The 24,828-nt window shown below is 61.9% G+C and carries 17 protein-coding genes and 1 pseudogene; 14 read left to right on the top strand and 4 right to left on the bottom strand.

From position 1 onward, the window contains the following. Nucleotide 1 precedes the first annotated feature (1 nt). From tssM to NIBR502773_RS01740, 3 genes and pseudogenes are all read left to right on the top strand, one after another. Nucleotides 2-3,372: pseudogene (tssM, locus tag NIBR502773_RS01750) on the top strand (type VI secretion system membrane subunit TssM). After that, on the top strand, nt 3,369-4,097 hold the full coding sequence (locus NIBR502773_RS01745) for a PP2C family serine/threonine-protein phosphatase (RefSeq protein WP_257228109.1): 729 nt from the start codon (nt 3,369-3,371) through the stop codon (nt 4,095-4,097). Before tssM ends, NIBR502773_RS01745 begins: the two are co-directional and overlap by 4 nt. Continuing rightward, complete coding sequence (locus NIBR502773_RS01740) at nt 4,094-4,969, top strand: serine/threonine-protein kinase (protein ID WP_141155188.1); 876 nt, start codon at nt 4,094-4,096, stop codon at nt 4,967-4,969. Before NIBR502773_RS01745 ends, NIBR502773_RS01740 begins: the two co-directional genes overlap by 4 nt. Here NIBR502773_RS01740 and NIBR502773_RS01735 read toward each other — a convergent pair. Then, nucleotides 4,945-5,274, bottom strand: a complete 330-nt coding sequence (locus tag NIBR502773_RS01735) for a DUF6388 family protein (RefSeq protein WP_065941999.1) — start codon at nt 5,272-5,274, stop codon at nt 4,945-4,947. The genes NIBR502773_RS01740 and NIBR502773_RS01735 overlap by 25 nt on opposite strands. Nucleotides 5,275-5,483: 209 nt before the next feature. On the opposite strand from NIBR502773_RS01735, the gene NIBR502773_RS01730 reads away from it, so the two are divergent. Beyond that, nucleotides 5,484-7,559, top strand: coding sequence for an EAL domain-containing protein (locus NIBR502773_RS01730; protein WP_115488190.1), 2,076 nt, complete (start codon nt 5,484-5,486; stop codon nt 7,557-7,559). Here the strand turns inward: NIBR502773_RS01730 and NIBR502773_RS01725 are convergent. From NIBR502773_RS01725 to NIBR502773_RS01715, 3 genes are read right to left on the bottom strand one after another with little or no spacing between them, the layout of a single operon-like run. After that, nucleotides 7,556-8,389: a metal-dependent hydrolase gene (locus tag NIBR502773_RS01725; RefSeq protein ID WP_141155187.1), complete on the bottom strand. Its 834-nt coding sequence runs from the start codon at nt 8,387-8,389 to the stop codon at nt 7,556-7,558. The two genes, NIBR502773_RS01730 and NIBR502773_RS01725, sit on opposite strands and share 4 nt — an antisense overlap. A 15-nt stretch (nt 8,390-8,404) precedes the next feature. Then, a complete protein-coding gene (locus NIBR502773_RS01720; protein WP_141155186.1) occupies nt 8,405-9,295 on the bottom strand; it encodes an SDR family oxidoreductase in 891 nt (296 codons plus the stop codon). Further along, nucleotides 9,292-10,830 carry an NAD(P)/FAD-dependent oxidoreductase gene (locus tag NIBR502773_RS01715; protein WP_141155185.1) on the bottom strand — a complete coding sequence of 513 codons (1,539 nt, stop codon included), beginning with the start codon at nt 10,828-10,830 and terminating at the stop codon, nt 9,292-9,294. Before NIBR502773_RS01715 ends, NIBR502773_RS01720 begins: the two co-directional genes overlap by 4 nt. A gap of 275 nt (nt 10,831-11,105) precedes the next feature. Between NIBR502773_RS01715 and NIBR502773_RS01710 the strand changes: the two genes are divergently transcribed. The 10 genes from NIBR502773_RS01710 (at nt 11,106) to NIBR502773_RS01665 (ending at nt 24,697) form a co-directional block, all read left to right on the top strand. Further along, nucleotides 11,106-12,104, top strand: a complete 999-nt coding sequence (locus tag NIBR502773_RS01710; protein ID WP_141155184.1) for an alpha/beta fold hydrolase — start codon at nt 11,106-11,108, stop codon at nt 12,102-12,104. 294 nt (nt 12,105-12,398) lie between these two features. Further along, the gene (locus NIBR502773_RS01705) at nt 12,399-13,679 is read left to right on the top strand and encodes an alkane 1-monooxygenase (RefSeq protein WP_141155183.1); all 1,281 of its coding nucleotides are present in this window, start codon (nt 12,399-12,401) and stop codon (nt 13,677-13,679) included. A 118-nt stretch (nt 13,680-13,797) separates the two neighbouring features. Then, nucleotides 13,798-14,292 carry an alkane oxidation protein activator PraA gene (gene praA, locus NIBR502773_RS01700; RefSeq protein ID WP_115488184.1) on the top strand — a complete coding sequence of 165 codons (495 nt, stop codon included), beginning with the start codon at nt 13,798-13,800 and terminating at the stop codon, nt 14,290-14,292. A gap of 123 nt (nt 14,293-14,415) precedes the next feature. Continuing rightward, nucleotides 14,416-14,910, top strand: coding sequence for an alkane oxidation protein activator PraB (gene praB, locus NIBR502773_RS01695; RefSeq protein WP_027608591.1), 495 nt, complete (start codon nt 14,416-14,418; stop codon nt 14,908-14,910). A 132-nt stretch (nt 14,911-15,042) separates the two neighbouring features. Further along, nucleotides 15,043-16,497, top strand: a complete 1,455-nt coding sequence (locus NIBR502773_RS01690) for an outer membrane protein transport protein (RefSeq protein WP_065942007.1) — start codon at nt 15,043-15,045, stop codon at nt 16,495-16,497. Between the two features lie 254 nt (nt 16,498-16,751). Continuing rightward, nucleotides 16,752-19,277 (top strand): acyl-CoA dehydrogenase, encoded by a 2,526-nt coding sequence (locus NIBR502773_RS01685; RefSeq protein WP_141155182.1) that lies wholly within the window; start codon nt 16,752-16,754, stop codon nt 19,275-19,277. Nucleotides 19,278-19,428: 151 nt separating this feature from the next. Beyond that, the gene (locus tag NIBR502773_RS01680) at nt 19,429-20,772 is read left to right on the top strand and encodes a 3-oxoacyl-ACP reductase (protein WP_141155181.1); all 1,344 of its coding nucleotides are present in this window, start codon (nt 19,429-19,431) and stop codon (nt 20,770-20,772) included. A 4-nt stretch (nt 20,773-20,776) separates the two neighbouring features. After that, nucleotides 20,777-21,667 (top strand): MaoC/PaaZ C-terminal domain-containing protein, encoded by an 891-nt coding sequence (locus NIBR502773_RS01675; protein WP_141155180.1) that lies wholly within the window; start codon nt 20,777-20,779, stop codon nt 21,665-21,667. Continuing rightward, nucleotides 21,664-22,962, top strand: coding sequence for an acetyl-CoA C-acetyltransferase (locus tag NIBR502773_RS01670; RefSeq protein WP_141155179.1), 1,299 nt, complete (start codon nt 21,664-21,666; stop codon nt 22,960-22,962). The genes NIBR502773_RS01675 and NIBR502773_RS01670 overlap by 4 nt, the downstream gene beginning before the upstream one ends. A gap of 31 nt (nt 22,963-22,993) precedes the next feature. Beyond that, the gene (locus NIBR502773_RS01665) at nt 22,994-24,697 is read left to right on the top strand and encodes an AMP-binding protein (protein WP_141155178.1); all 1,704 of its coding nucleotides are present in this window, start codon (nt 22,994-22,996) and stop codon (nt 24,695-24,697) included. Nucleotides 24,698-24,828: the final 131 nt, after the last annotated feature.

The following is a 24,828-nucleotide window of genomic DNA, read 5'->3' as shown; positions in this document are numbered from 1 at the left end:
AATGAACGCATTCTTCAAGGGCGCGGGCACGGTGCTGCGCAAGATTTGGTTATGGAGCCTGTTGCTGGTGCTGTCCAGCGCATTGCTGGTGTGGTTTTTCGGACCATTGCTGGCAGTGGATGACCATCGGTTCTGGCAAAGCGCGACGGCTCGCTTGCTGACCATCTGTGGCCTGTTCCTGCTGTGGGGACTGGCAATGGTGGTGGTAGGCGCACGGCGCGCCACGCGGCTCAACCAGCCGGAACACCAGGCGCATCATCAGCGCCAGGGGCTGATCCACGATGAGCAAAGTCAGGTACGCGGGCGATTCAGGGAGGCGCTGCAAACCCTGAAAACCTCCCGCCGCTACGGTGAGCGCAGTGAGCGTTGGCGCAATGCGCTGCCCTGGTACCTGTTGATCGGCCACCAAGGCAGTGGCAAGACCCATCTGCTGGCCGCCAATGGATTGCAGTTCCCACTCGATCGGGGCGAGTCGCCAACGCCAGGTGCAACGGCCTACTGCGACTGGTACTTCGCCGATGACGCCGTGCTGCTGGAGACTGCCGGACGTTACCTGGACCAGCCTGACCGTACGGTGGATGCGGCGGGATGGTCGACGCTGCTCGGTCTGCTCAGGTCGCGCCGCCGGGCTCGCCCGCTCAACGGCGTTGTGGTGACGTTGTCGGTGGATACGCTTTGGGGGGCAATGAGCATGACCTGGAGCTCCACGCGCGTCATGTCCATACTCGCTTGCAGGACATCCAGCAGACGCTGCATGTGGATGTGCCGGTTTATCTGGTGTTGACCCGGGCCGACCGTTTGCCAGGGTTCGCCGAGTTCTTTGATGCGCAGCAGGGCGACGGCACGGAAGATATATTGGGCGGGCACCTGGTGGCGGGCACGTCCGGAACCGACATTGCCCAGGTGCGCGAGGCCTTCGAGGCGCTGCTCCAACGCCTGGCGGCGGAGCTGATCCCACGCTTGCATCAGGAGCGTAGCGGCGAGCGCCGCGATCGCATGCTGGATTTTCCTCGGCAGGTCGCACGCCTGGGCGACCGCTTGGGCCTGTTTGTCGAGACGGCGTTTTCCGCCCAGCGCTATCAGCGTATCAATGGCCTGCGAGGGTTCTACCTGACGTGTGCGAACGTGGGCGATACGCGCTCGCAGTTTGTCCAGGGCTTGTTCCGCCGGGTGATCTTCGCCGAGGCCGATCTTGCCGGGCTGCATACTCCTGAGCGCCGCCGCCTGCATCGACGCCAAGGAGGGCTGGCGCTGGCCACGGCGTTGGTCATCGGTATGGCGGGGTGGCTATGGGGGCACAGTTATTCATTCAATCATCAGCGTCTGATGCAGTTGCAGGCGCTGAACACGCCTGTGCCTGCTCAACCCGATACGGACGAGAGCCAGGTATTGCTGGCGCTGCTGGACAGTCGTCTGGCAGCGACCCGCGTGTTTCCACCGGTCGCTGAGGTCCGCTGGGTTGATCGAGCCGGCTTGTATCAAGGGCAGGTGAGTCGTCCGTTATTGACCGATGCCTATCACGAGAGCCTGCGCCATCAGTTACTGCCGCACGTGGCAACCCTGCTTGAAGAACAGGTGCAGGCCAGCCTTGGCGAGCGCGAGCGGTTACTGGACAGCTTGCGGGCGTACCTGATGCTCAACCTGCGCGAACGGCGTGATAACGCGTGGTTGGCGGAGTACATGGCAGGCCATTGGTCTGCGCGTTATGCGGGGGACACTTCGACGCAGACGCGTTTGAACGAACACCTTGGGCGATTACTGGAGCAACCGTTCGCAGCCCCGTTGAACGATACACTGGTGGCCCAGGCCCGCCAGGCATTACGCGGCGAGTCGCTGGCAGAGGTGGTCTACCGTGCACTGCGTGAACAAGCCCGCAGCCTGGAGCCTCTGCGACTGGCCGATGGCGGCGTGTTCGCCAACCTTGAGCCGCCCATACCCGGTTTCTACACCAAAAGGTACCAGCAGTATTTCGAAAAGCAGGGCCCTGCACTGGTCAATGCCATTGCCCAGGATAACTGGGTACTTGGGGAAGGTACCGACCTCAGCGCCATGGATATGCGCCGGTTGCTGCAGGCACTGGAACAGCGTTATTTGAGTGAGTACGCCGATGCCTGGAGTGACGCCCTCGGTCGCGTCCGCCTGCAGGAAAGTGACAGTCTGCGGCACAGCGCCGACCAACTGGCGAGCCTGATATCCGCCCAGTCGGCGTTGATGCGCCTGTTGCAGCAGGTTCGCGAAAACACTCGGCTGTTATCGATCCATGATCGGGTCGAGGTGCTGAGCCAGCAGGCCGGCGAGTCAAGTGCAACGGTGTCCGTTGCGTTGGTCAAACCGTTACAGGGCCAGATGCTGCCTGACACGGCCCGGCGTGCGTTGCAGCGCCGCTTCGAACCACTGCACCTGCTACTTGATGAAGAACAGAACCCGGGTGCTGAACTGACCCAGGCATTGCGGCTGCTCGATGAATTACACCTGCAATTGTCGTCGCTGAGCCGGGAGAGTTCCCCGGAGCAGGCAGCGTTTACATGGGTCAAGCAGCGCATGGAAGGGCAGCAGCCTCTTCTGGCCAATCTGCGTAATGCCGCCGCCCGCTTGCCGCTGCCGCTCAAGGGCTGGCTCGAAGACATTGCCGACCACGCCTGGCGTCATCTGCTTGATGGCACCTATGTCTACGTGAACCAGCGTTACCAAAGCGAGCTCTATGGTTTTTACGCCAGGGCCATCCAGCGTCGCTACCCGTTCAATGCGCATGCTACCAGTGACGTTGCCCTAGGCGATTTCCAGACGTTTTTTAAACCTCGAGGTTCCATGGCGCGCTTTTATGAAACGTACCTGCGGCCTTTTATCAGCGCTGATGGCAACCGGTATCGACTGCGGGGCCTGGACGGTCGCAGCCTGCCGATATCGCGCTCGCTGTTGGACCAACTGGCCAGGGCCCAGATGATTCGGCAAGGCTTTTTCACCGAGGAACAGGGTGAATGGGCCGTTCGATTCACCTTGGCGCCCTACAGTCTCGATCAAGCCGTCAGCCGGGCGATCCTGCGAGTGGGTGACCAACACTTGGAATACCGTCATGGGCCGATTGTGCCTATGGCCTTCCACTGGCCAGGCGAGACGCCTGGCAGCCGCAGCAGCCTGGTGCTGGAACGGGGTGCCGAGCGACCGCTGGGGATCGAAAAAAACAGCGGCGAGTGGTCGTTGTTCCGCTTCTTCGACCTGATGCAGAGTGAGCCGGCAAATGGCAGGGATGCGCACATTTTCAAGGCCGACCTGGCCGGGCTGCGCGCCAATTACCTGCTCACCAGCCAGCGCAACCCGAACCCGTTCCCCATGGCGGCATGGCGCACCTTCCGCCTGCCGGAGCAGCTGTGAACACGGCGCGCACCTGGCGCAGCGCCGGGCGCACGGTTCAAGGCAAGTTGCGTTCGCGCAACGAGGATGCGTTCCTCGATTGCCCACAGCGTGGGTGCTGGGCGGTCGCCGATGGAATGGGAGGCCATCAGGCCGGGGATGTGGCCAGCCGATGGGTAATCAGCAGTCTTGCATCGCTGCCGGATCAGGGCAGTTTTGATCAGCGTGTCGAGGCAGTCCGGCGCTGCCTGCGCGGGCTCGACAGCCAACTGGGGCAGACGCCGACTGCGCCGGCCGACGGTCCGGCGGGCATCATGGGCAGTACCGTGGTTGCACTGTTGCTCGAAGACCAGCGTGCGGCCTGCATTTGGGGGGGCGACAGCCGTTGCTATCTATGGCGCGGGCAGCGGCTGTACCAGCTGTCCCGTGACCATACCGTGTTGCAGCAACTGATGGATACGCAGCAGTTGAGCCTGGAACAGGCCCGGGTCTATCCGGGCGCGAGGGCCTTGACCCGTGCGATCGGCGCCCGACAGGCACTGAGCCTGGAGGTACTGGAGCTCAGTACTCAACCCGGGGATGTATTTTTGTTGTGCAGCGATGGCCTGTACCAGGGGCTCAGCCATGGCGAGCTGGGCAGCGCCATGAGCGTAGGCACACCATGGCGGGTGGTGGAACGATTGTTCAACGACGTGTTACGCGGGCCGGCGCGGGATGACCTTACGGCCGTTGTGATCCAGCCATGAGCGAGGAGGCAAGCTCGCCGAACTTGCTTGCCGGGCGCTATCAGCTTGAACGCAAGCTGGGCACAGGCGGCATGGGAGTGGTCTATCGCGCCCGGGACCTGCTGCATGAGACGTTCGGTGAGCCCGCCTCCAGCGTGGCCCTTAAACGCTTGGACGAAACATTTTCCGCGTGCCCTGACGCCCCTGTACTGCTGTACAGCGAGTTCGCCCTCACACGCCGTTTGCGGCATGAGCATGTGGTGCGGGTGTTTTCCTTCGAAGTCGACACGCTGCACCAGGTGGCATTCTTCACCATGGAGTTGCTGCACGGCATGACCCTCGATCGGCTGCTGATGGAATGTCCACAAGGAGTGCCCTGGCAGGAACTGCAGCCCATGGCCTTGCAGCTGTTGGACGCGCTGGCGTACACCCACCAGCAGGGCATTCTCCATGGCGATGTGAAGCCCGCCAATATCATCGTGGGTGAGCAGGGAGTGCGTTTGTTCGATTTCGGCCTGGGCCGGTCGAAGGTGCAGCAGACAGCCGGGCTGCCGGGCTTGAACCGCAGCCGTTTGAACGCCTGGACGCCCGCGTATGCAGCGCCGGAACTGATGGCGGGTGGAGGCTTGTCAGCGGGCGCCGATTTGTATGGCGCGGCCTGCGTGATCTATGAATTGGCCCAGGGCCAGCGCCTGGGTGAGCGCCAGCCCGATCGACCACTGCCGCGGCCGCGCCGATTGCCCAGGCATTGCTGGTCGGCGCTGCACTCAGCGTTGGCCATGGATCCGCAGCGGCGCAGCGTTTCCGTCGCCGAGTTGCGCGAAGCGCTGGATGGCCGGCGGCGGCACTGGTACCTGCCGTTGCGGGTTCAGCCGGGCAAGTCATGCAATTGACAGTACTCGGCCCAGCTCAGGCCGGCCATCTGCGCCACTTCCTTGTGCACTTCAAGACGCTGGGCCTCAAAGGCTTCGCGGGAGTCCGCAGTCAGCTTGAGGGTCAATTCCCAGGCAAACAGGCCCTGGCGCTCGGCTTCGGCTTCGAAGGCTTCATGCAGGCGTTCATCGCGGTACTGCGCCAGGGTTTCGCCCTTGGCTTGGGCCGCAAGCGGGTTGAGGGTGTTGAGTTCAAGAGCCACGTCCGGATGTTCGCTCAGGAATCTATCCAGGGCGCGCTGGTGGTTATCGCCAGGTGGGGTCAAAGGTTTACTCCTGAAAGGGAACGGTATCGGGGCCCTGGGCAGGTTCTCGGCGTTGGAGCGCCAATCGTCCACAAGGGCCTAAATTGATTTGGAATAATGACGGGTAGTGTGGCAAAAGTCTTTCGCTCACGGCATCAGGGCGTGTAGCGTGACAAGGGTTTTTTGGGCCTGCCCCTTGGGGGCAGAGAGCGATGGCAGAGGGATGGGGCATGGCGCAAACGCTATTCAAACTTTTCCTTACTCAGCGCCTGGCGGCCTTGGCCAGTACCGAGTCATTGCGTGCCATCCGTGAAGGGCTGCTGTGGATCCTTCCCTGCCTGCTGGTGTCGGCAGGGTTTCTGATCCTGTCCGAGTGCGCCCGAGCACTGGGCTTCGCCCCACAGGTGGTGACATTCCTGGCCGGGCTGCACAACCAGATCAGCTCAGTGATCCCGCTGCTGGTCGCCGCTTCCATCGGTTACATGCTGGCTATCCAGCACCGCCTGCCACAACTGCCGGTGGCATTCCTGTGCCTGGCCCATGTGGTGGTGGCCACGTTTATCCTGCGCGAATACCCTCGGGCCTCGGCGACGTTCGTGCTGTTCATCGCTATCGCCTCACCGTTGCTCAATGTGCCGGCCATTGCCTGGCTGCACCGTTTCCGTTGGACCCGCCTGGTCAACGAGGACCTGGTGGGGCACAACCTCAGGGGCACGATCAATATGGTGGTGCCAGGCCTCATCACGGCCCTGTTGCTGGTGGCGGTGTTGTCCTCACTGTTGCAGGTTCCGTATGTGGCGCAGCTTCAGGGGCCTCAGGTACTGGATGCCCTGGAGTCGCCCTATGGCAGCGGTTTGTTCGTGACCTTGATGAACTCATTGCTGTGGTTTTTCGGAATCCACGGTGTGTACGCCATGCAGCCGCTGTTCGATGTACTGGACCAGGCCGTGGTGCTCAATAGCGCAGCGTCGGCGGCTGGCGAGCCGATCAGGTATGTATTGAACAGCGGCCTGCTGGGCAGCTTTGCTTTTATCGGCGGCTCGGGCGGTGCGTTGTGCCTGCTGCTGGCGATCCTGCTGTTTTCCAAGAGCCAGTCCATGCGCCTGGTGGCGATGGCGAGTTTGCCGCTCTCGCTGTTCAACGTCAGCGAGGTGCTGCTGTTCGGCTTGCCGATCATTCTCAACCCGCGCTTGTTCCTACCGTTTCTGTTAGTGCCCGCCATCAATGCCATGGTGGCGTTGACGGTGGTGCAGGTGGGTTGGGTGTCGCCGGCGGTCGCCAGTGTGCCGTTCACCGCACCGATACTGCTCAATGCCTACCTCAGTACCCATGGCGACCTGGCGGCGGTGGTGCTGCAACTGGGGTTACTGGGCCTGGGCACGCTGGTGTATGCGCCCTATGTGCGCGCGATCCATCGCCAGCCCGCCGAAGGCGGTACGGTGTACCTCAAGTCCCTGGACATGACCTTTCACGGCCTGGAAGAAAAAGGTCGGCTGCGCGAGCTTGACCCCGTGCTGGCGTCGCACCGGATCCAGTTGCGCCAGGCCAATGAACTGAGCCGCATCCAGCAGATCAGCGACTATGAGTTCTATCTTGAATACCAACCGCAGGTCTCGACCCGCACCGGGCTGTGCACCGGTTGCGAAGCGCTGATGCGTGCCCGCGACGCCCACGGTACGGTGCATTCGCCCTGGGAGTTCCTGCAATGGCTGGCCCAGGCGCGGTTGATGCCGGACGTGGATATGTGGGTGGCATCCCAGGCGATTCGCCAGTACCAGAAATGGCAGAAACTCGGCTTTACCCTGCCGATGACGATCAATATTTCCAGCGCCACCCTGACCGACGCCGCCTACGGCGAGCGCCTGGTGGCGATCCTCGCCCAGGCCCACGGCCAGGTGTCGGTGGAGATCACCGAAGATGCACTGGTCAGTGATATCCCGGCCACGCGCCAGAACATCCAGAAATTGCAGGCCATCGGCGCCAAGGTCTATATCGATGATTTTGGCACCGGGTTTTCGGCCTTGAGTTACCTGCACCAGTTCCCGGTGGACTTCATCAAGATCGACCGCAGTTTCGTGGTGGCGCAGCACGATCCCAAGGGCGCCCAGGTCCTGACTGGCATGCTGCGTTTCTGCGAAGCGCTGAACCTGGGCGTGGTGGTGGAGGGCGTGGAGACCGCCGAGCAGTTGGCCTTCCTGAACACCGGCGACGAGCTGATTATCCAGGGCTGGTATTTCAGCAAGGCACTGCCGGGAGACCAGTTGGAAAGCTTTGTGCGCCAACGTGTGGCCATGGCGCAGGTCTAGTAGCCGCGTTGGGTTTGTTCGATCTCCTCGACCAAGCTATCGATACCCGTCAGGCGTGCACGGTTGTCGTGATCCCAGGGGTGAAAGCCGGGTTTGAAATAGTGCAACCACGGCCGCAGCATGCGCGGGAAAACGCCCTTGGGGCCATAAAGAAATTTCAACATGCGCCAGAAGCCTTTGAGGTGCCCACCCGCCTTGCGGTCGGCAATCAACAGACGCACATGAAAATCCAGCACCACCAGCCAGAAAAACACCGTGGTGGTCAGCATGGTCCCGGTGCGCAGCAGGTAACGCATGGGCCCGGGTTTGATCACCGTGTTCCATACGTCGAAGGCCACGGCCTTGTGTTCGGTCTCTTCCAGAGCGTGCCAATACCACATCTGCTGATAGCCCTTGAGTGAGTCGCCAAAGCGCGACGGGTCGCTCAGCAGGATCTCCGCGAGCATCGCCGTGTAGTGCTCAAGGGCAATGGTGATCGCCAGGTTGAACGACGGTGCGAAGTGTTTCTTCTGCAGATCGAGAATGAATTTAAGCCGACGGTCCAGGGTGTGCGCCGGAAGCCCGGCTGCTTGCATCAGGTCGTTATAGGCCACATGTTCGCGGCTGTGCATGGCCTCCTGGCCGATAAATCCCTGGATCTGTTTCTTTAGCGCCGGGTCGTCGATGCGTTGGCGGTAGTGGCGCACGCTGTCCATGAAGAACAGTTCGCCCTGGGGGAACAGCAGCGACAAGGCATTGAAGAAATGCGTGATGAATGGACCCTGTTCGTGCCAGTCGGTGATGCGCTCGGCGGGCAGGGCAAAATGGAGGTCGCGGCGGATCGGCAACATGATTCGTGCTCCTGTTCAGAGACGGGGCTCGTCGTTGGTTTCAAACACTGGTCTGCGTTGTTTGGGGGCCATGCGCTTGCTGGCCAGCACCACCAGCGCTTGATAGGTCGCCGGCAGGCAACGGGCGAGCAGGTCGAGGAAATACGCGTCGCGGCCAATCAGCACGCGACGCTTGTTTTTGCGCACGCCTTGCAGGATCACCTTGGCGGCCTGGTCGGCATCGGTGATGAAGAGTTTTTCGAAGTCGGCGCGGGCCTGCTGTTCGCTGTGGATCAGGAAACCGGTCATGTTCGCGTCGATGCGGCTGCTGCGGCAGATATCGGTGCGGATGCCGCCGGGGTGCACGCAGGTGGCCGAGACGCCGCAGCGTTGCAGGTCCAGCTCCTGGCGCAGGGCTTCGGTAAAGCCGCGCACGGCGAATTTGGTCGCGTTGTAACCGCTCATCCCGGGCTGGGCAAACAGGCCGAATACGCTGGACGTGTTGATCACATGGCCGTCGCCGCTGGCCTTGAGGTGCGGCAGGAACGCCTTGGTGCCGTGGACCACACCCCAGAAGTTGATGCCGACGATCCATTCCAGATCGGCGTAGTCCACGCCTTCGACCGTACTCGACAGGGCCACGCCGGCATTGTTGAACACCAGGTTGACCTGGCCATGCTCGGCCACGCAGCGCGCCGCCCAAGCCTCCATGGCCTGGCGGTCGGACACATCCAGCACCTGGGTGGTAATCGTCACCGGCGCCAGGGTTGAGGTCTTGATCAGTGCCAGGGTCTGCTCCAGGCCCTGGGCGTTTTTGTCCGCCAGTGCCAGGTGGCAACCTTCGCGCGCGAGTGCCAGGGCCAATGCGCGGCCCATGCCGGATGCCGCGCCGGTAATCGCCGCCACGCGGCCGTTGAATGACTTCATGAGAGGCTGCCTTCTGCGGTGGAGTGGGGCGCCGTGGCCGGGCGGGTGGGAACAGTGAGGGGCAACAGGTCGACCGCATAGTCCTTGAGTGCGAACTGCCGGGTGACCCGCTTGAAGCGCCATGTCGAAGCGGGCCACAGGGTGGTGTTCTTGCCGGTACGTGGGTCCAGGTACCAGCTCTGGCAACCGCCGGTGTTCCAGATGGTGCGCTTGAGTTGGTCTTGCAATTGACGGTTGTAGGCCTGTTCCACCGTCGGTTTGACGTCCACCGTGGCGATGCGATGGCGCTGCATCTGCCTGAGCGCGTCGAGGATGTAGGTCACCTGCGCCTCGATCATCAGGATCATCGAGTTATGGCCCAGGCCGGTGTTGGGCCCGATGATCAGAAACAGGTTGGGATAGCCCGGCACCGTGGTGCCCTTATAGGCGTGTGCACCGTCGCGCCAGGTGTCCATCAGGTCCACACCGTCGCGACCGATGATGCAGTCCCGGGGCAGCGGGTCAGTGGCCTGGAAGCCGGTGCCGAAAATCAGGCAGTCGGCCGGGTGCTTGATACCGTCGGCGGTGATCACGCCGTCGGCTTCGATACGCAGGATTTTGTCGGTCACCACCTCGACATTGCTGCGCGACAGCGCCGGGTAGTAGTCATTGGAGATCAGCACACGCTTGCAGCCGATGGTGTAGTCCGGCGTCAGGGCCTTGCGCAGGGAAGGGCGCGGCACTTGTTTGCGAAGGTGGCGCAGGGCGACTTTCTGCACCATTTTCATCAGCCGCGGATGCAGCGCAAACCCCAGCACACGGCCTTCCAGTGCCCAGTAGAAGGCGCCACGCACCAGGCGCTGGGTAACAGGCAGATGCTTGAACAGCCAGCGTTCGAACGCTGAAATCCCGCGATCGGGCTTGGGCATGATCCACGGTGGAGTGCGCTGGAACAGATCCAGATGGGCCACCTGCGGCGCAATCTGCGGCACGAACTGGATGGCACTGGCCCCTGTGCCGATCACCGCCACGCGCTTGCCTTTCAAGGCGTATGCGTGATCCCACTGCTGGGAGTGGAAGCGCTTGCCCTTGAAGGTTTCCAGCCCCGGAATCTCCGGCAGCGCCGGGCGTGCCAGGGCGCCCATGCCCGACACCAGCACCCGCGCACTGACGTGGCGGCCATCGCTGAAACTCAACTGCCAGCGTTGTAGTTGTTCATCGAACACCGCGCGCTTCAGGCCCATGCCGAAACGCAGGTAAGGCGCCAATCCGAAGCGCACCGCGCAGTGTTCCAGGTAGGCGCGGATTTCCGCTTGCGGCGCGAACTGACGTGTCCAGTCCGGGTTGGGCGCAAAGGAAAACGAATACACATGGGACTGCACATCGCAGGCGCAACCTGGGTAATGGTTGTCCCGCCAGGTGCCGCCGAGGGTGTCGGCCTGCTCGGCGATAAAGAAGTCGGTGAACCCCGCTTCCTTGAGCTTGATCGCCATGCACAGGCCGGCAAAACCCGAACCGATGATGGCGATGTCGATGGAATCACTGTGGGCATTCATAGGCGGTCCTTCATGGGCATCGGATGTGCTCCTGTTTTTGTTGTGTCTTTTAGATAGAACACCATTGCAAAGAAAAATTGAATTAATTATTTTAAAAAAGATTTTAAATAATCTACCTGAAAATAGCGCCTACGCTAGGACCTTGTGCCTTATGTGCGACTTGTCCGACGGACGAGCGTGGTACGCACGCCGTTCAGGTCCAGGGTGTGGACGTTGGCCGAGGCCTTGATCAATTCCGGTCAGGTCGCCGGTCACAGGGAAGCTGAGGACGAGCTATGGCTGTGCAATGGGTGATTGCTGCAGGTGTGCTGGTGGGGGCAAGTGCGGTGCTATGGAGTTTCAGCGCCTGGATGACACGGCGCATCGAAGCCGCCGTTCCGATCAACGGGCGCTTCGTGGAGGTGAATGGCGAGCGCTTTCATTATGTGGAAGAGGGCAAGGGACCACCGCTGGTGATGATTCACGGGCTGATGGGCAGCAGTCGCAACCTGACCTATGCCTTGTCCGGCCAGTTGCGTGAGCACTTCCGGGTGATCACCCTCGATCGTCCCGGGTCGGGGTATTCCACGCGGCATAAAGGTACCGCTGCGGACGTGCCGGCCCAGGCGCGGCAAGTCGCGGCCTTCATCAACCAGCTTGGCCTGGACAAACCCTTGGTGCTCGGGCATTCCCTCGGCGGGGCGATTTCCCTGGCCCTGGCCCTCGATCATCCCGAGGCTGTATCGGGGCTGGTGCTGGTGGCACCGTTGACCCATCCCCAACCCAGGTTGCCGCTGGTGTTCTGGTCGCTGGCGGTGCGACCGGCGTGGTTGCGTCGTTTTGTGGCCAATACCCTCACCTTGCCCATGGGCCTGTTGACTCGACGTTCGGTGGTCAAGGGCGTGTTTGCGCCGGACGCCGCTCCCGAGGACTTCGCCACCCGGGGCGGCGGCTTGCTGGGGATGCGCCCCGATAACTTTTACGCTGCCTCCAGCGAGATTGCGCTGGTCAACGACTGCCTGCCCGGGATGGTCAAGCGCTACCCCCAACTGACCCTGCCCATCGGCCTGATCTATGGCGCGCGGGACAAGGTGCTGGACTTTCGCCGGCATGGCCAGGCCCTCGCCGATAAAGTGCCCGGCCTCAAGCTGCAAGTGGTGGAAGGGCGCGGCCACATGCTGCCGATCACCGCCACGGCGCGGGTGGTCGAGGCCGTGCTGCACGTGGCCAAGCGCGTGCGCCCGGTGGAAACGGCCACGGTCCTGCATCCGCCCTTTGCCTTGGCGAACAAATAATCGTGGCCCTCATCGCCGGGTCGAGCGTCGCAAATGCCTGCCCTAGAGACCTGACCAAACGGCTGAAAAACAGACTGTCCAGTCACGTAAAAAAGGCCTCGAAAAAGTAGTTGACGACCTAACGATTCCGCGCTATTTATTTAAAAAAATATTTCAATATTTATTTTGAAATGATTTTTGAAATGCCTAAGAGCGAATAAAAATGAAAAAAACGTCTTTTATCGCATGGTTGATTTCCCGGAGCACCCAGCGCTCCCTGAACCTGTTTTCCGCCTGCCTGCCAAGGAGGCTGCCATGAACCGGACTCTGGCAGCGCCAAGCGTTTGGACCGACGGCAAGCGCCACCTGTGGTGGTTGGGCATCCTGCCATTGGCCACCCCTCTGTTGTCCGGCGCCCTCGCCATTGCCACTGGCATCCAGCAACTGTGGTGGGTCGGTGTACTGGTGATCTTTGGCCTGATCCCCCTGATCGACGGGCTGCTCGGCGAAGACATCAGCAACCCGCCCGAATCCGCCGTCAACCACCTGGAATCCCAACGCTACTACCGCTGGATCGTCTACACCGGTGTGCTGTTCGTCATCACGTCGGTGGTGATTACCGGATGGCTGGCCGCCGGCGGCATCGACTGGATCATCCGGGACGGCCTGCTGCACGCCACCGCCAACCTTGAGCCTTCCAGCTGGCTGGCCCACGCCGCCGGTTACATCACTGAGCGTGCGCAACTGCATGGCCAACCAAGCTGGTTTACCTACCTGGGCATGGCCATGTCGACCGGCGCCGCCACCGGTATCGCGATCAACACGGCCCATGAACTGGGACACAAGCCCAATGCCCTGGAAGTGTTCCTCGCCAAGGTCACCCTGGCGCCAACCCTCTATGGGCACTTCTACACCGAACACAATCGTGGCCATCACGTGCGCGTCGCCACGCCGGAAGACCCGGCCAGCTCGCGGCTGGGTGAAAGTTTCTGGGCCTTCCTGCCACGCTCGGTATGGTTCAGCGCACACTCGGCCTGGAACCTGGAGCGCGAGCGCCTGCGCAAACTCGGCCTGCCGGCCTGGCATTGGAAAAACGCTGTGCTCAGTGCCTGGATGTACAGCGTGGTGTTGTGGGGCGCGATGATTGCCTGGCTGGGGGCAGCGGTGATTCCGTTTCTGGTTATCCAGGGCATCTACGGCTTCTCGTTGCTGGAAGTGGTGAACTATGTGGAGCACTACGGCCTTAAACGCCAGAAGTTGCCCAACGGTCGTTATGAACGGTGTTCGCCTCGGCACTCCTGGAACAGTAATCGGATTGTCACCAATATCTTTCTGTTCCAACTGCAGCGGCACTCCGATCACCACGCCAACCCGACGCGCAGTTATCAGTCGTTGCGCCACTTCGATGAGTCGCCGCAACTGCCTTATGGTTACGCGAGCATGATTGTCTGGGCCTATGTACCGTACTTGTGGCGGCGGCGCATGGATCATCGAGTCCTTAATCATTATGCCGGGGATATCACCCTGACCAATCTTCAACCTTCACAGCGTTTGAAGTACCTGGAGAAGTACAGCGGCAGTGCCAAGCCGTTTTGATCTGAAGTAACACTTAGTGTTGTCGTGTACTCGGGGCCTGATTGCCGCGCAGGATTTTATCGCCCCCGAGAAAGTGCTTTGACCCGAACAACAATAATTAAAGGGAAGGACGTACACCATGCAAGCACCTGCCAAGTTCACCACCCATATCGTATTGGCCGTGCTGGGCCTGATCGCCTATCACCAGGCCCAGGCCGCGCGTATCGAACCGGCGGGCAGCGCCTTTACCGCCCAGGGCCCGATCAGCTTCTCCAAAGGCGCGCTGATCAGCGCCGATTGCACCATCAAGGTGGCCGGCAAGGTCGCTGCGGACGGTTCCTCGGTCAATGTCGACAAAGTCGAATTCGACGGCGGCCTCAAGTGCAGCCGGGTCGAAGCCATCAACTTGCCGTGGATTCTGGTTGCCAAAGATACCAGGAGCGGTTCCATGTCGAAGATCAGTGTGGATGTTCACGCCTTCGGCCTGGGCGGCAAGTGCGGGCCTTCTACCGCCGATGGCACCTGGGATAACGCCACCGGCAAGTTGGAAGCCGCCAATGTACCCATTGGCGAAGACTGCAAGATCAAGACGGTGTCGATCAAGATGCCGCCGAACTTCAAAGTTGTTGAATAGCGTGCTGCGGTAATTGAATTGAAATTTGGCTGGAAAGGGAAGTTCTGCAGTTTCACCGTGACCTCTCGTTCATGGCCATTACCCCCTGGCGAAATGACTCGCCATAACATGTGAGGAAAAACAATGAAAAGCTTGAAAACCCTCGTATCGTTGTCTGCTTTGGCTGTTTGCATGGGTGCTGCTTCGATGGCCAATGCCTATAGCATCACCCCGGTGAACTCGAGCTTCACTGCGCCAGGCACCATTTCGGTGAAGTCGCCATCGTCGTTCCAGGCCACTGTTAACTGCGGCGCAACTTTTACCGGGAACGTCGATGCCAGCGGTGTGGCAAAAATCACCGGTGTGGCGGTGACCGGCGGTGGTCTTTGTGCGCTGCCGAAAATCACCGGTCTGCCATGGACCTTGACCGCCACCGGTGCCGCTGCGGGCTCGGTCAGCAACGTTGGTTACACCATCGCCGCGTCGGTTCTGTATCCGGCGTCCAATTGCGGTCCGTCCACCATCACCGTGGGCTACAGCGGGGGTGTGCTGACCGCCTCCAACCAGACCCTGAGCGGCAGCTGCACCGTGGTGAGCCTCAGCGTTACCCCAAGCCCGACATTTACCATCGTGCCTTGATGGGTAACTGACACACCGGGCTGATCACCTGTTGAAAGACTGGCGCCTCGATCGGGGCGCCAGTTTGTGAACTGCCGGAAGCAAAACGAACCGGTGGGGCCGGCTCAGAGAAATAACAATAAGGAGTGCCGCATGAATAATAAGAAACAACACGTGCAGGTTTTGCTGGGGCTGGCACTGATAGGCGGGGCGATGGTGAACGCGCCTGCACAGGCCGGCGGTTTTTCAACTCCGACCTACGGTGCACCCGGTTGGGGCCGGGCATTTGCCGGTGGCTCGTTGTTCAAGAACGATCCCAGTTCCGCATACAACAACCCGGCGGCCATGGCGTTTGTCGAACACAACGTGGCGCAATTTACCGTCGACTACGCCCGCATCAAGATCAAGTACAAAGGTGACGCCTCTGATTATGCAGGCAACCCGATTTCCAATACGCCCTTGGACGCCAATGGTTTTCCCGACGTCGCATCGACCACGGTGAATAACAACGACGGCGGTCAAGGCGGGTTCACTGCCTGGTTGCCAACCGGTTTCATGGTCATGCCCCTGGGGGATCGGTTCGCTTTCGGCCTGAGCCAGGTTGTGCCGCAAGGTATGCGCTCCACTTGGGATCAGGACTCGAAACTGCGCGACTTTGCAGTGGACACCAAAATTGAAACCGTAGGATTGACCGGATCCCTGTCCTTTAAGGTGAATGATCAATTTTCTATCGGCGGTGGCGTGATCGTGCAACACAGCAAGGGCTTCGTCAGCCAAAACGTGGACTTGTTGTCTGCCGCTGCGGTGTCAGATTCCGTGCTGGGCGGGATCAATTTTCCATCTGATGTCGGCAATGCCTTGATGCGTGTGAAGGTCGACAACATTTCCGCGGGCTGGTTTACCGGCATTGTTTGGAAACCCACGGAGCGAGACACCCTTGGCTTGAATTACCACGCCAAGATCAAGAACAAGATGACCGGCAAATATAATATTTACGCCGATCAGTTTTCCTACAACCTGATGACCCAGCCAAGTCCGTTTGGCGGTAGCGGTACGTTGGTGAATACCGCCTATCCAGGGTTAGAGCTGGCACCGGACGGCGCCCATGCCAGTGTCCAACTGGACATTCCTGCCACGGCCGGCCTGGACTGGGTACACCAGTTCAACGATCGCTTCACGATGGGGGCCAGTGTGACCTGGACTGAGTGGTCCTCTTTCAAAGACCTGACGCTCGAGTCCGGTGGCACCACCATTGTGTCCATTCCCTACAACTACAAGAACACCTGGATGTACTCTCTCGGCGGTGACTACCGCTTGACCGATGAGTTGACCTTGCGTGCAGGTGTAGCCCTTGACCAGACACCTACACGCAATTCGACCCGCGACCCACGAATCCCGGATGGCGACCGTACATTCCTGTCGTTGGGGGCTGGTTACGATGTGAAAGCAATCAAGGGCCTCAGTCTTGACCTGGCCTATTCCCACCAGTTCGTGCAAGAGGTCAAGCTCAAGACTCAAAACGTCGATCGCCTGGGTGGCGCAAGCCTGAATGGCAAGGCGGAGTCGTCGGGCGATGTGGTGAGCGTGTCGGCCACCTACGCGTTCTGATATTTCATAGAGGGTGATGGAAAAGGCACCAAGCGCATCTTGATGCCTTCACCCTCATTCCACGTCGACAGTTCCTTGAGTATTGGCATTCCAGGCTGATTCATTCAGCCGCTATTTTTTCGTCCAGGCATTAAATAAAAATTTCAAAACAAAATTTGAATTTGTCTTTCCAAGTTTGTAGTGTGGCTTTACGCCGCAGGTCGATCCGACCTTTCGCACGTAAACCACGCCCTGAATCGAGTAGAGGTATCCCCATGGTTATCTGGTTATTGGTAGGTGTCGCAGCCGCGATTGCCCTGGCGTATCGACAAGCTGCCGCCACCCTGTGGTTGGGCGCTGGCCTGATCTGGCTGACAGCGGGTTACCTGTTCAATGGGGTGGCGGCTTTCGGCGCCACCGTCGCGGCCGTGCTGGTGGTATTGCCGGCGTTGTTGATGAGCCTCAAACCGCTGCGCCGCGCGCTGTTGACCGGCAAGGCCCTCAATCTGTTTCGTACGATCATGCCGGCGATGTCCGACACCGAACGCGCCGCCATCGAGTCCGGCACCGTGTGGTGGGACGCCGAGCTGTTCAGCGGCAAGCCCGACTGGCAGCGCCTGCTGCAAGCGGCCCCGGCGAGCCTCAGCGCCGAGGAGCAAGCCTTTCTCGACAATGAAGTGGAAACCCTTTGCGACATCGCCAACGACTGGGAAACCACCCAGGTCTGGCAGGACATGTCCCCCGAAGGCTGGCAGTACACCAAGGACGCCGGCTTCCTTGGCATGATCATTCCCAAGCAGTACGGCGGCAAAGGCTTCTCCCACTACGCCCATTCCCAAGTGGTGATGAAGCTGTCGACGCGCTGCTCGGCGGCGGCGATTTCGGTGATGGTGCCCAACTCCCTGGGCCCGGCCGAACTGCTGCTGCATTACGGCACCGATGCCCAGCGCAATTACTACCTGCCACGCTTGGCCCGGGGCGAGGACATCCCGTGCTTTGCCCTGACCAGCCCGTACGCCGGCTCCGATGCCGGGGCGATTCCCGATGTGGGCATCGTCTGCAAAGGCACCCATGAAGGCCAGGAGGTGCTGGGGTTTCGTGTGACCTGGGACAAGCGCTATATCACCCTGGGACCGATCGCCACGGTGCTCGGTCTGGCGTTTCGCGCGGAAGATCCGGACGGATTGCTGGGGCCGAAAGGCTCGCTGGGCATCACCTGTGCCCTGATCCCCACCTCCCATCCCGGCGTAAACAGTGGTCGCCGGCACTGGCCGCTCAACGCCGTATTTCAGAACGGTCCGACCACCGGCAAGGACGTGTTCATCCCGCTGGAATGGGTCATCGGCGGCCGCGAGCAAGTCGGCAACGGCTGGCGCATGCTGATGGAATGCCTGGCCGCCGGCCGCGCGATTTCCCTGCCGTCGGCCAACGTCGGCCTGGGCAAGGTTGCGGTGCGCGGCACCACGGCCTACGCGGCGATGCGCAAACAGTTCGGCTTGCCCATCGGCAAGTTCGAAGGGGTGCAGGCGCCGCTGGCGCGCATGGCCGGGCACCTGTATGCCTGCGATGCGGTGCGCAAGGTCTCGGTGGCTTCATTGGATGCCGGTGAGAAACCCTCGGTGATCTCGGCCATCGCCAAGTACCACGTCACCGAACGCGCGCGGATGATCGTCAATGACGGCATGGACATCGTCGCCGGCAAGGGCATCTGCATGGGCCCGAATAACTTCCTGGCCCGTGCCTATCAGCAAAGCCCCATCGCCATCACGGTGGAAGGCGCGAACATCATGACGCGCTGCCTGATCATCTTTGGCCAGGGCCTGATTCGTTGCCATCCCTATGTGTTCCGCGAAATGGAAGCGGCGCGCAACCCGGACCGGCGCCAGGCGCTGGAAGATTTTGATAGCGCGATGTTCGGCCATGTGAGCTTTGTATTGGCCAACACCGTACGTGCGGTGGTGCATGCCCTGACCGGCGGGCGCCTGATTTCCGCACCGGCCAAGACCGACCCGGCGCTGGCGTCCTACTATCGCCAGGCCAATCGCCTGTCGGTGGTGCTGGCGCTGATCTCGGATATTTCCATGGGCGTGCTGGGCGGTGCCCTCAAGCGCAAGGAAAGTATCACCGGGCGTTTGGGCGATATTCTGTCGCAGCTGTACATCCTGTCCTGCGTGCTCAAGCGCTTCGAGGATGACGGCCGGCCCCAGGCAGACCTGCCGCTGGTGCATTGGGCGGCACAGGACGCATTGCTGCGTGCCCATGAAGCCCTCGCCGAAGTGCTGGACAACTACCCCTCCACAGCGGCGGCGGCGGTGCTGCGTGGCTTGACGTTCCCGTTCGGTATTGCGCTGCGCAAACCCTCGGATCAGCTGCTGGCCCAGGTGGCCGATGTGGTGCAGACCCCCGGCGAAACCCGCGACCGCCTGTTGGCCAACTCCTACATTCCACGTCCGGAAATCGACAAGCTGGCCTACGGCGAATTGGGCTTCCGCCTGCTGCCGCAGGTGGAGTTGATCGACGCCCGGCTCAAGCCGGCCATCAGGCAAGGTCTGCTCGAACCGATGCCGATCGCCGCCACGGCCTTCACCGCCTGGCGCGTCAAGGCGCGGGCGCTGGACCTGATCAGCGACGACGAAGATGCCTTGCTGGCGCGCTATGTGGAATACGCCGACCACGCTATCCAGGTGGATGATTTCCCCCAGGACTTCGGTTTGCTGGAGGCGTTGCAGCAGCGCAGGCAGGCGTTGGAACCTACGCCCAAACGCCGAACCGCCCAAGGTGAAAACGCCCCGGTCAACTAGGACAAACGCGGTCAATGTGGGAGGGGGCTTGCCCCCGATAGCCATCCCATCAGTCGCCGGCTCATTGGCTGAACCACCGCTATCGGGGGCAAGCCCCCTCCCACACGGATTGGGTTTACAAGGTCAGAATGTGTTGTGAGTGAATGCTGATATGAGTGACAGCTACCTATCGTTCGTCAATTCCCCCTGGGGCCGTCGCCTGGCCCAGGTGGTGGGCTTGCCCCAGCCCGTGCCGTTGCAGCGCCATCGCAGCGGCCAGCCAGGCCTGGCCAACCCGGTGATTGTCGCCGGGGCAGGGCGCCTGGCTGCGCAGGTGCAACAGGTGTTCAGCGCCACCGACACGGTCACCGCCACCCCGGCGACGCTCAAGGCGCCGTCCACGGTCAAGGTGCAGGGCGCAGTGTTCGATGCCAGCGGCATAACCGGCCTGCAACAACTGGACGAGCTCTATGAGTTCTTCCACGCCAACGCCAGACGCCTGGGCCAACACGGCCGCGTTGTGGTGCTGGGCACCGCGCCGGAACACTGCACCGAGTTGCCCCAGGCCATCGCCCAGCGTGCGCTCGAAGGCCTGGTGCGTTCATTGGCCAAGGAGTTGCGCCGGGCGATCACCGTGCAGTTGTTGTACGTGGCGCCGGGAGCGGAAGACGCACTGGACAGCAGCCTGCGTTTCTTCCTGTCGCGGCGTTCGGCCTATGTGTCGGGGCAGGTGGTGCGCCTGGAAAAACCGGTGGATGGGCCGGTCGCCGTCAATTGGGACAAACCCTTCGCCGGTCGGCGCGCGCTGGTCACCGGTGCTTCCCGAGGCATTGGCCTGGCCATCGCCCAGGTCCTGGCCCGCGAGGGTGCCCATGTGGTCTGCGTGGACGTGCCCCAGGCCCAGGACTCGCTGCAACAGGCGGCCGCGAGTGTGGACGGTTCGGCGCTGCCGTTGGACATCACGGCAGCAGACGCCGCTGCCCAGTTGCATGCCCATGTCAGCCAATACGGTGCCTTCGATGTGGTGGTGCACAACGCCGGGATCACCCGCGACAAGACCATCGCCAAGATGCCTGAAGCCGCTTGGCGCAGCGTGCTGGCGGTCAACCTCGAAGCACCGTTGCACCTGAGCAATGCCTTGTTGGACAGCCAGGGCCTGAATCCGGGTGGGCGTATCGTGTGCGTGTCGTCGATCTCCGGCATTGCCGGCAACCTCGGGCAAAGCAACTACGCCACCTCCAAGGCCGGCGTGATCGGCCTGGTGCAAGGCCTGGCCCCGCGTGCGGCGGCGCAACAGGTAACGGTGAATGCGGTGGCACCTGGATTTATCGAGACCCAGATGACCGCCAAGATCCCGCTGATGATTCGCGAGGCCGGGCGGCGCATGAACTCGATGTCCCAGGGCGGGCAGCCGATCGATGTGGCCGAAACCATTGCCTGGCTGGCGCACCCGGCGTCGGGCGGGGTCAACGGCCAGGTCGTGCGCGTGTGCGGCCAAAGCCTGCTGGGAGCCTGAGTCCATGGACTACGTGACGCAGATTATCGACCCTCCGCCATCGCGCACGCGCCTGCTGCTGGACGGCGTACGTGGCCTGCGCAAACCCAAGCTCGACGGCGCACCGCTGTTGCCCAGGGAGCGCCTGGTGCGCTCGGCGGTGGAATTGTCCGCCAGCGGCATCGCCGCCTATGGCCGTGCCTGTGGTTTTCGCCGCGAACAGGGTGTGCCGCTGTCGTACCCCCATGTGCTGGCGTTCCCCCTGCACCTGATGCTGTTGACCCGTCCGAGTTTTCCGTACCCGGCCAGCGGCATGGTGCACCTGGCCAACCGCATCCGGCAGCACCAGCGCCTGCAGGAAGGCCAGGCACTGCGCCTGGAAGTCTTTTGCGAACGTTGGGTGGCCCACGCCAAGGGCCAGGCGCTGAGCATCGCCACCCGGGCCTACAGCCGCGGCAGCCTGGTGTGGGAAAGCGACAGCCTGTACCTGCGCCGCGCGGTGAAAGACCCCTTGGGCGAGCCGTGGGCTGACGCGCTGCCGTTGCAGGAAGAGGGCCTGTTACGCACCCAGCGCTGGATACTGCCTGCGGACCTGGGCCGGCGTTTTGCCAAGGTCTCGGGGGACTTCAACCCAATCCACACCTCACTGATCGGTGCGAAGCTGTTCGGCTTTCGCCGCGCCATTGCCCATGGCATGTGGACCCTCGGCCGCGCATTGGCCGCTCAACAACCCCCCGGTGGCCTGGATCAGGCCGAAGCCCATTGCGACTTCAAGCTGCCGATCTTCCTGCCCGGCCAGGTCGCCCTGTGGCAACACCCCGTGAGCGGCCGGCGGCGCGAATTCGAAGTGCGCAATTTCGCCGGCGACAAACCGCATATGCGCGGGCTATTTGTCTGGAATGAGAGCCCTACATGAGTGACTACAGCTTCAACCCGGCCCCGACCCGCCGCGTGGCGATCATCGGCGGCAACCGCATTCCGTTTGCCCGTTCCAACACGGTGTACGCCCACGACAGCAACCACGACCTGCTGGTGGCGGCGCTGCAAGGCCTGGTCGACCGTTACAACCTGCACGGCCAGCGCCTGGGCGAGTTTGCCGCCGGCGCGGTGATCAAGCATTCGCGGGATTTCAACCTGGCGCGTGAATCGCTGCTGTCGACCACCTTGTCCCCGCAGACCCCGGCCTACGATGTGCAGCAAGCCTGCGGCACCGGCCTGGAAGCGGCCTTGCTGGTGGCGAATAAGATCGCCCTCGGCCAGATCGACGTGGGCATCGCCGGTGGCGCCGACACCACCTCCGACGCGCCCATTGGCATCAATGAATCCCTGCGCCATACCTTGCTCGCGGCCAACCGCGCCAAGGGCATGGGCGACAAGGTGAAGGCACTGCTGAAGGTGCGTCCGTCGATGTTGTTCAAGCCGCTGTTGCCGCGCAATGGCGAGCCGCGTACCGGTTTGTCCATGGGCGAACATTGCGAAGCAATGGCCCAACGCTGGCAGATCAAGCGCCTGGCCCAGGACGAGTTGGCCCTCACCAGCCACCAGCGCCTGGATGCCGCGTATCAGCGCGGTTTCTTCGACGACCTGATCAGCCCCCATCGCGGCCTGGCGCGGGACAACAACCTGCGCGCCGACGCCAGCTTGGAGAAACTCGCCGGCCTGTCCCCGGCCTACGACCGCCAGCACGGTACCCTCACGGCGGGCAACTCCACGCCACTGACGGATGGCGCCTCGGTGGTGCTGCTGGCCAGCGAAGATTGGGCGGTGGCCCATGGCTGGCCGGTGTTGGCCTACCTGCGCACGGGCGAGACGGCGGCGGTGAATTTTGTCGACGGCAGCGAAGGCCTGCTGATGGCGCCGGCCTACGCCGTACCGCGCATGCTCAAGCGCGAAGGGCTGAGTTTCGCCGACTTCGATTTCTTCGAGATCCACGAAGCCTTTGCCGCCCAGGTGCTGTGCACGCTCAAGGCCTGGGAAGACGCCGACTACTGCCGCGAACGGCTCGGCCTGGAGGCGCCGCTGGGGGCCATCGACCGCGCCAAAATGAACGTCAACGGCGGTTCCCTCGGCTGCGGCCACCCGTTTGCCGCCACCGGTGGCCGGCAATTGGCGGCGCTGGCCAAGGCCATTCACGAGCGGGGCGGCGGTCGCGGCCTGATTTCCATCTGCGCGGCGGGCGGGCTGGGCATTACCGCTATCGTCGAAAAGTAGCCCCATCAAAAACAACAATAAGGAGACTGCCATGAACGCTATCAGCCTGGAACACGCCGAACGGGTCTGGTTGAACGCTTACCTGCCCGGCGTCCCGGCGGACATCGATGCCGGTATCGAGGACTACCCGTCGTTGCGCGAGGTGTTCCTGGAGCACCTGGAGAAATTTCGCGAGCGGGTCGCCTACGTCAGCATCGGCACCGAGATGACCTATGCCGACTGGCAGGTGCAAGGCATTGCGTTCGCCGCCTGGCTGCAGGGCCAGGGCGTACAGAAGGGCGACCGCGTGGCGTTGATGATGCCCAACTGCCTGCAGTACCCGATCTGCCTGCTGGGCACGATCCTGGCCGGCGCGGTGGTGGTCAACGTCAACCCGTTGTACACCGCCCATGAACTCAAGCACTTGCTCAAGGACAGCGGCGCCGAAACCGTGGTGATCTTCGAAAACTTCGCCCACACCCTGGAAAAAGTCATCGCCGGCAGCAGCCTCAAGCGCGTGGTGGTGGCCGCCATCGGCGACCTGCTCGGCAGCTTCAAGGGGGCGGCGATGAACTTCATCCTGCGTCGCGTGCAAAAGCAGGTGCCGGCGTTCAACCTGAGGGGCTCGGTGCGTTTCAACCAGGTGCTGAAACAGGGCCGCGCGCTCAACCACTTCCCGGTGGACATGCACCTCGACGACCTGGCCTTCCTGCAATACACCGGCGGCACCACCGGGGATGCCAAGGGCGTGATGCTCAGCCATCGCAATATCATCGCCAACCTGTTGCAGGCCAAGGCCTGGGTCGGCGACCAACTGGACCAGGACAAGCAGGAAACCAACGTTACCCTGCTGCCGCTGTACCACATCTTTTCCCTGACGGTGAACTGCCTGATGTTCATGTGCCTGGGCGGGCGCAACATCCTTATCGCCAACCCGCGGGATGTGAAGCGGGTGCAGATGATCCTGCGCAAGGAGCGCTTCAATGGCATTGCCGGGGTCAATACGCTGTTCAACGGCTTGCTGGAGAATAAGGAGTTCTGCGCCCGGGACTTCTCCGACCTGCGCATGGTGATCGCCGGCGGCATGGCCACGCACACGGCGGTGGCCAAGCGCTGGAAGGACGTCACCGGGCTGCCGATCATCGAAGGCTACGGCCTCACCGAATGCTCGCCGGTGGTGAGCATCAGCCCGATCGACATTGCGCGCATGCGTGAAATGGAATTCACCGGCAGCATCGGTGTTCCTTTACCGTCTACTTGGGTACGGTTTATGCGTGAAGACGGCGAGTTGGCCGATATCGGCGAGCAAGGCGAACTGCAAGTGCGCGGCCCACAGGTGATGCAGGGTTACTGGAAACGTCCGGACGCCACTGCCGAAGTGCTGGACGCCGAGGGCTGGTTGTCGACCGGTGATATCGGCGTGATGGACGAACGCGGCTATATCCGCCTGGTGGACCGCAAGAAAGACATGATCCTGGTCTCGGGCTTCAACGTGTACCCCAATGAAATCGAAGACGTGGTGGCGCTGCACCCGGGCGTCGGCGAAGTGGCGGCCATCGGCGTGGAAGACGGCGTAACGGGGGAAAAGGTCAAGATCATCGTGGTGCGCAAGGACCCGAACCTGACCCAGGAACAGCTCCTCGCCCATTGCCGGGAATACCTGACGGGCTACAAGGTGCCCAGGTATGTGGAGTTTCGCACTACCGAGTTGCCTAAAACGACGGTGGGGAAAGTGCTGCGTCGAGCCTTGCGCTAGAAAGGCAGGAACTGATTCAGACAGGCTTGCCACATAAGGACTACTTGCAACCCAGCGTTATCGCTGTGTACCTGCGTCCTGGTGCGACGCTGGACAGGCAGGTGAACACTTTTTGGCCAAACCGGACTGGA

The sequence above is a fragment of the Pseudomonas sp. NIBRBAC000502773 genome (assembly GCF_006517195.1).
GTDB lineage: Bacteria > Pseudomonadota > Gammaproteobacteria > Pseudomonadales > Pseudomonadaceae > Aquipseudomonas > Aquipseudomonas marginalis.
This window is presented reverse-complemented; position numbering and strand designations above follow the sequence as displayed.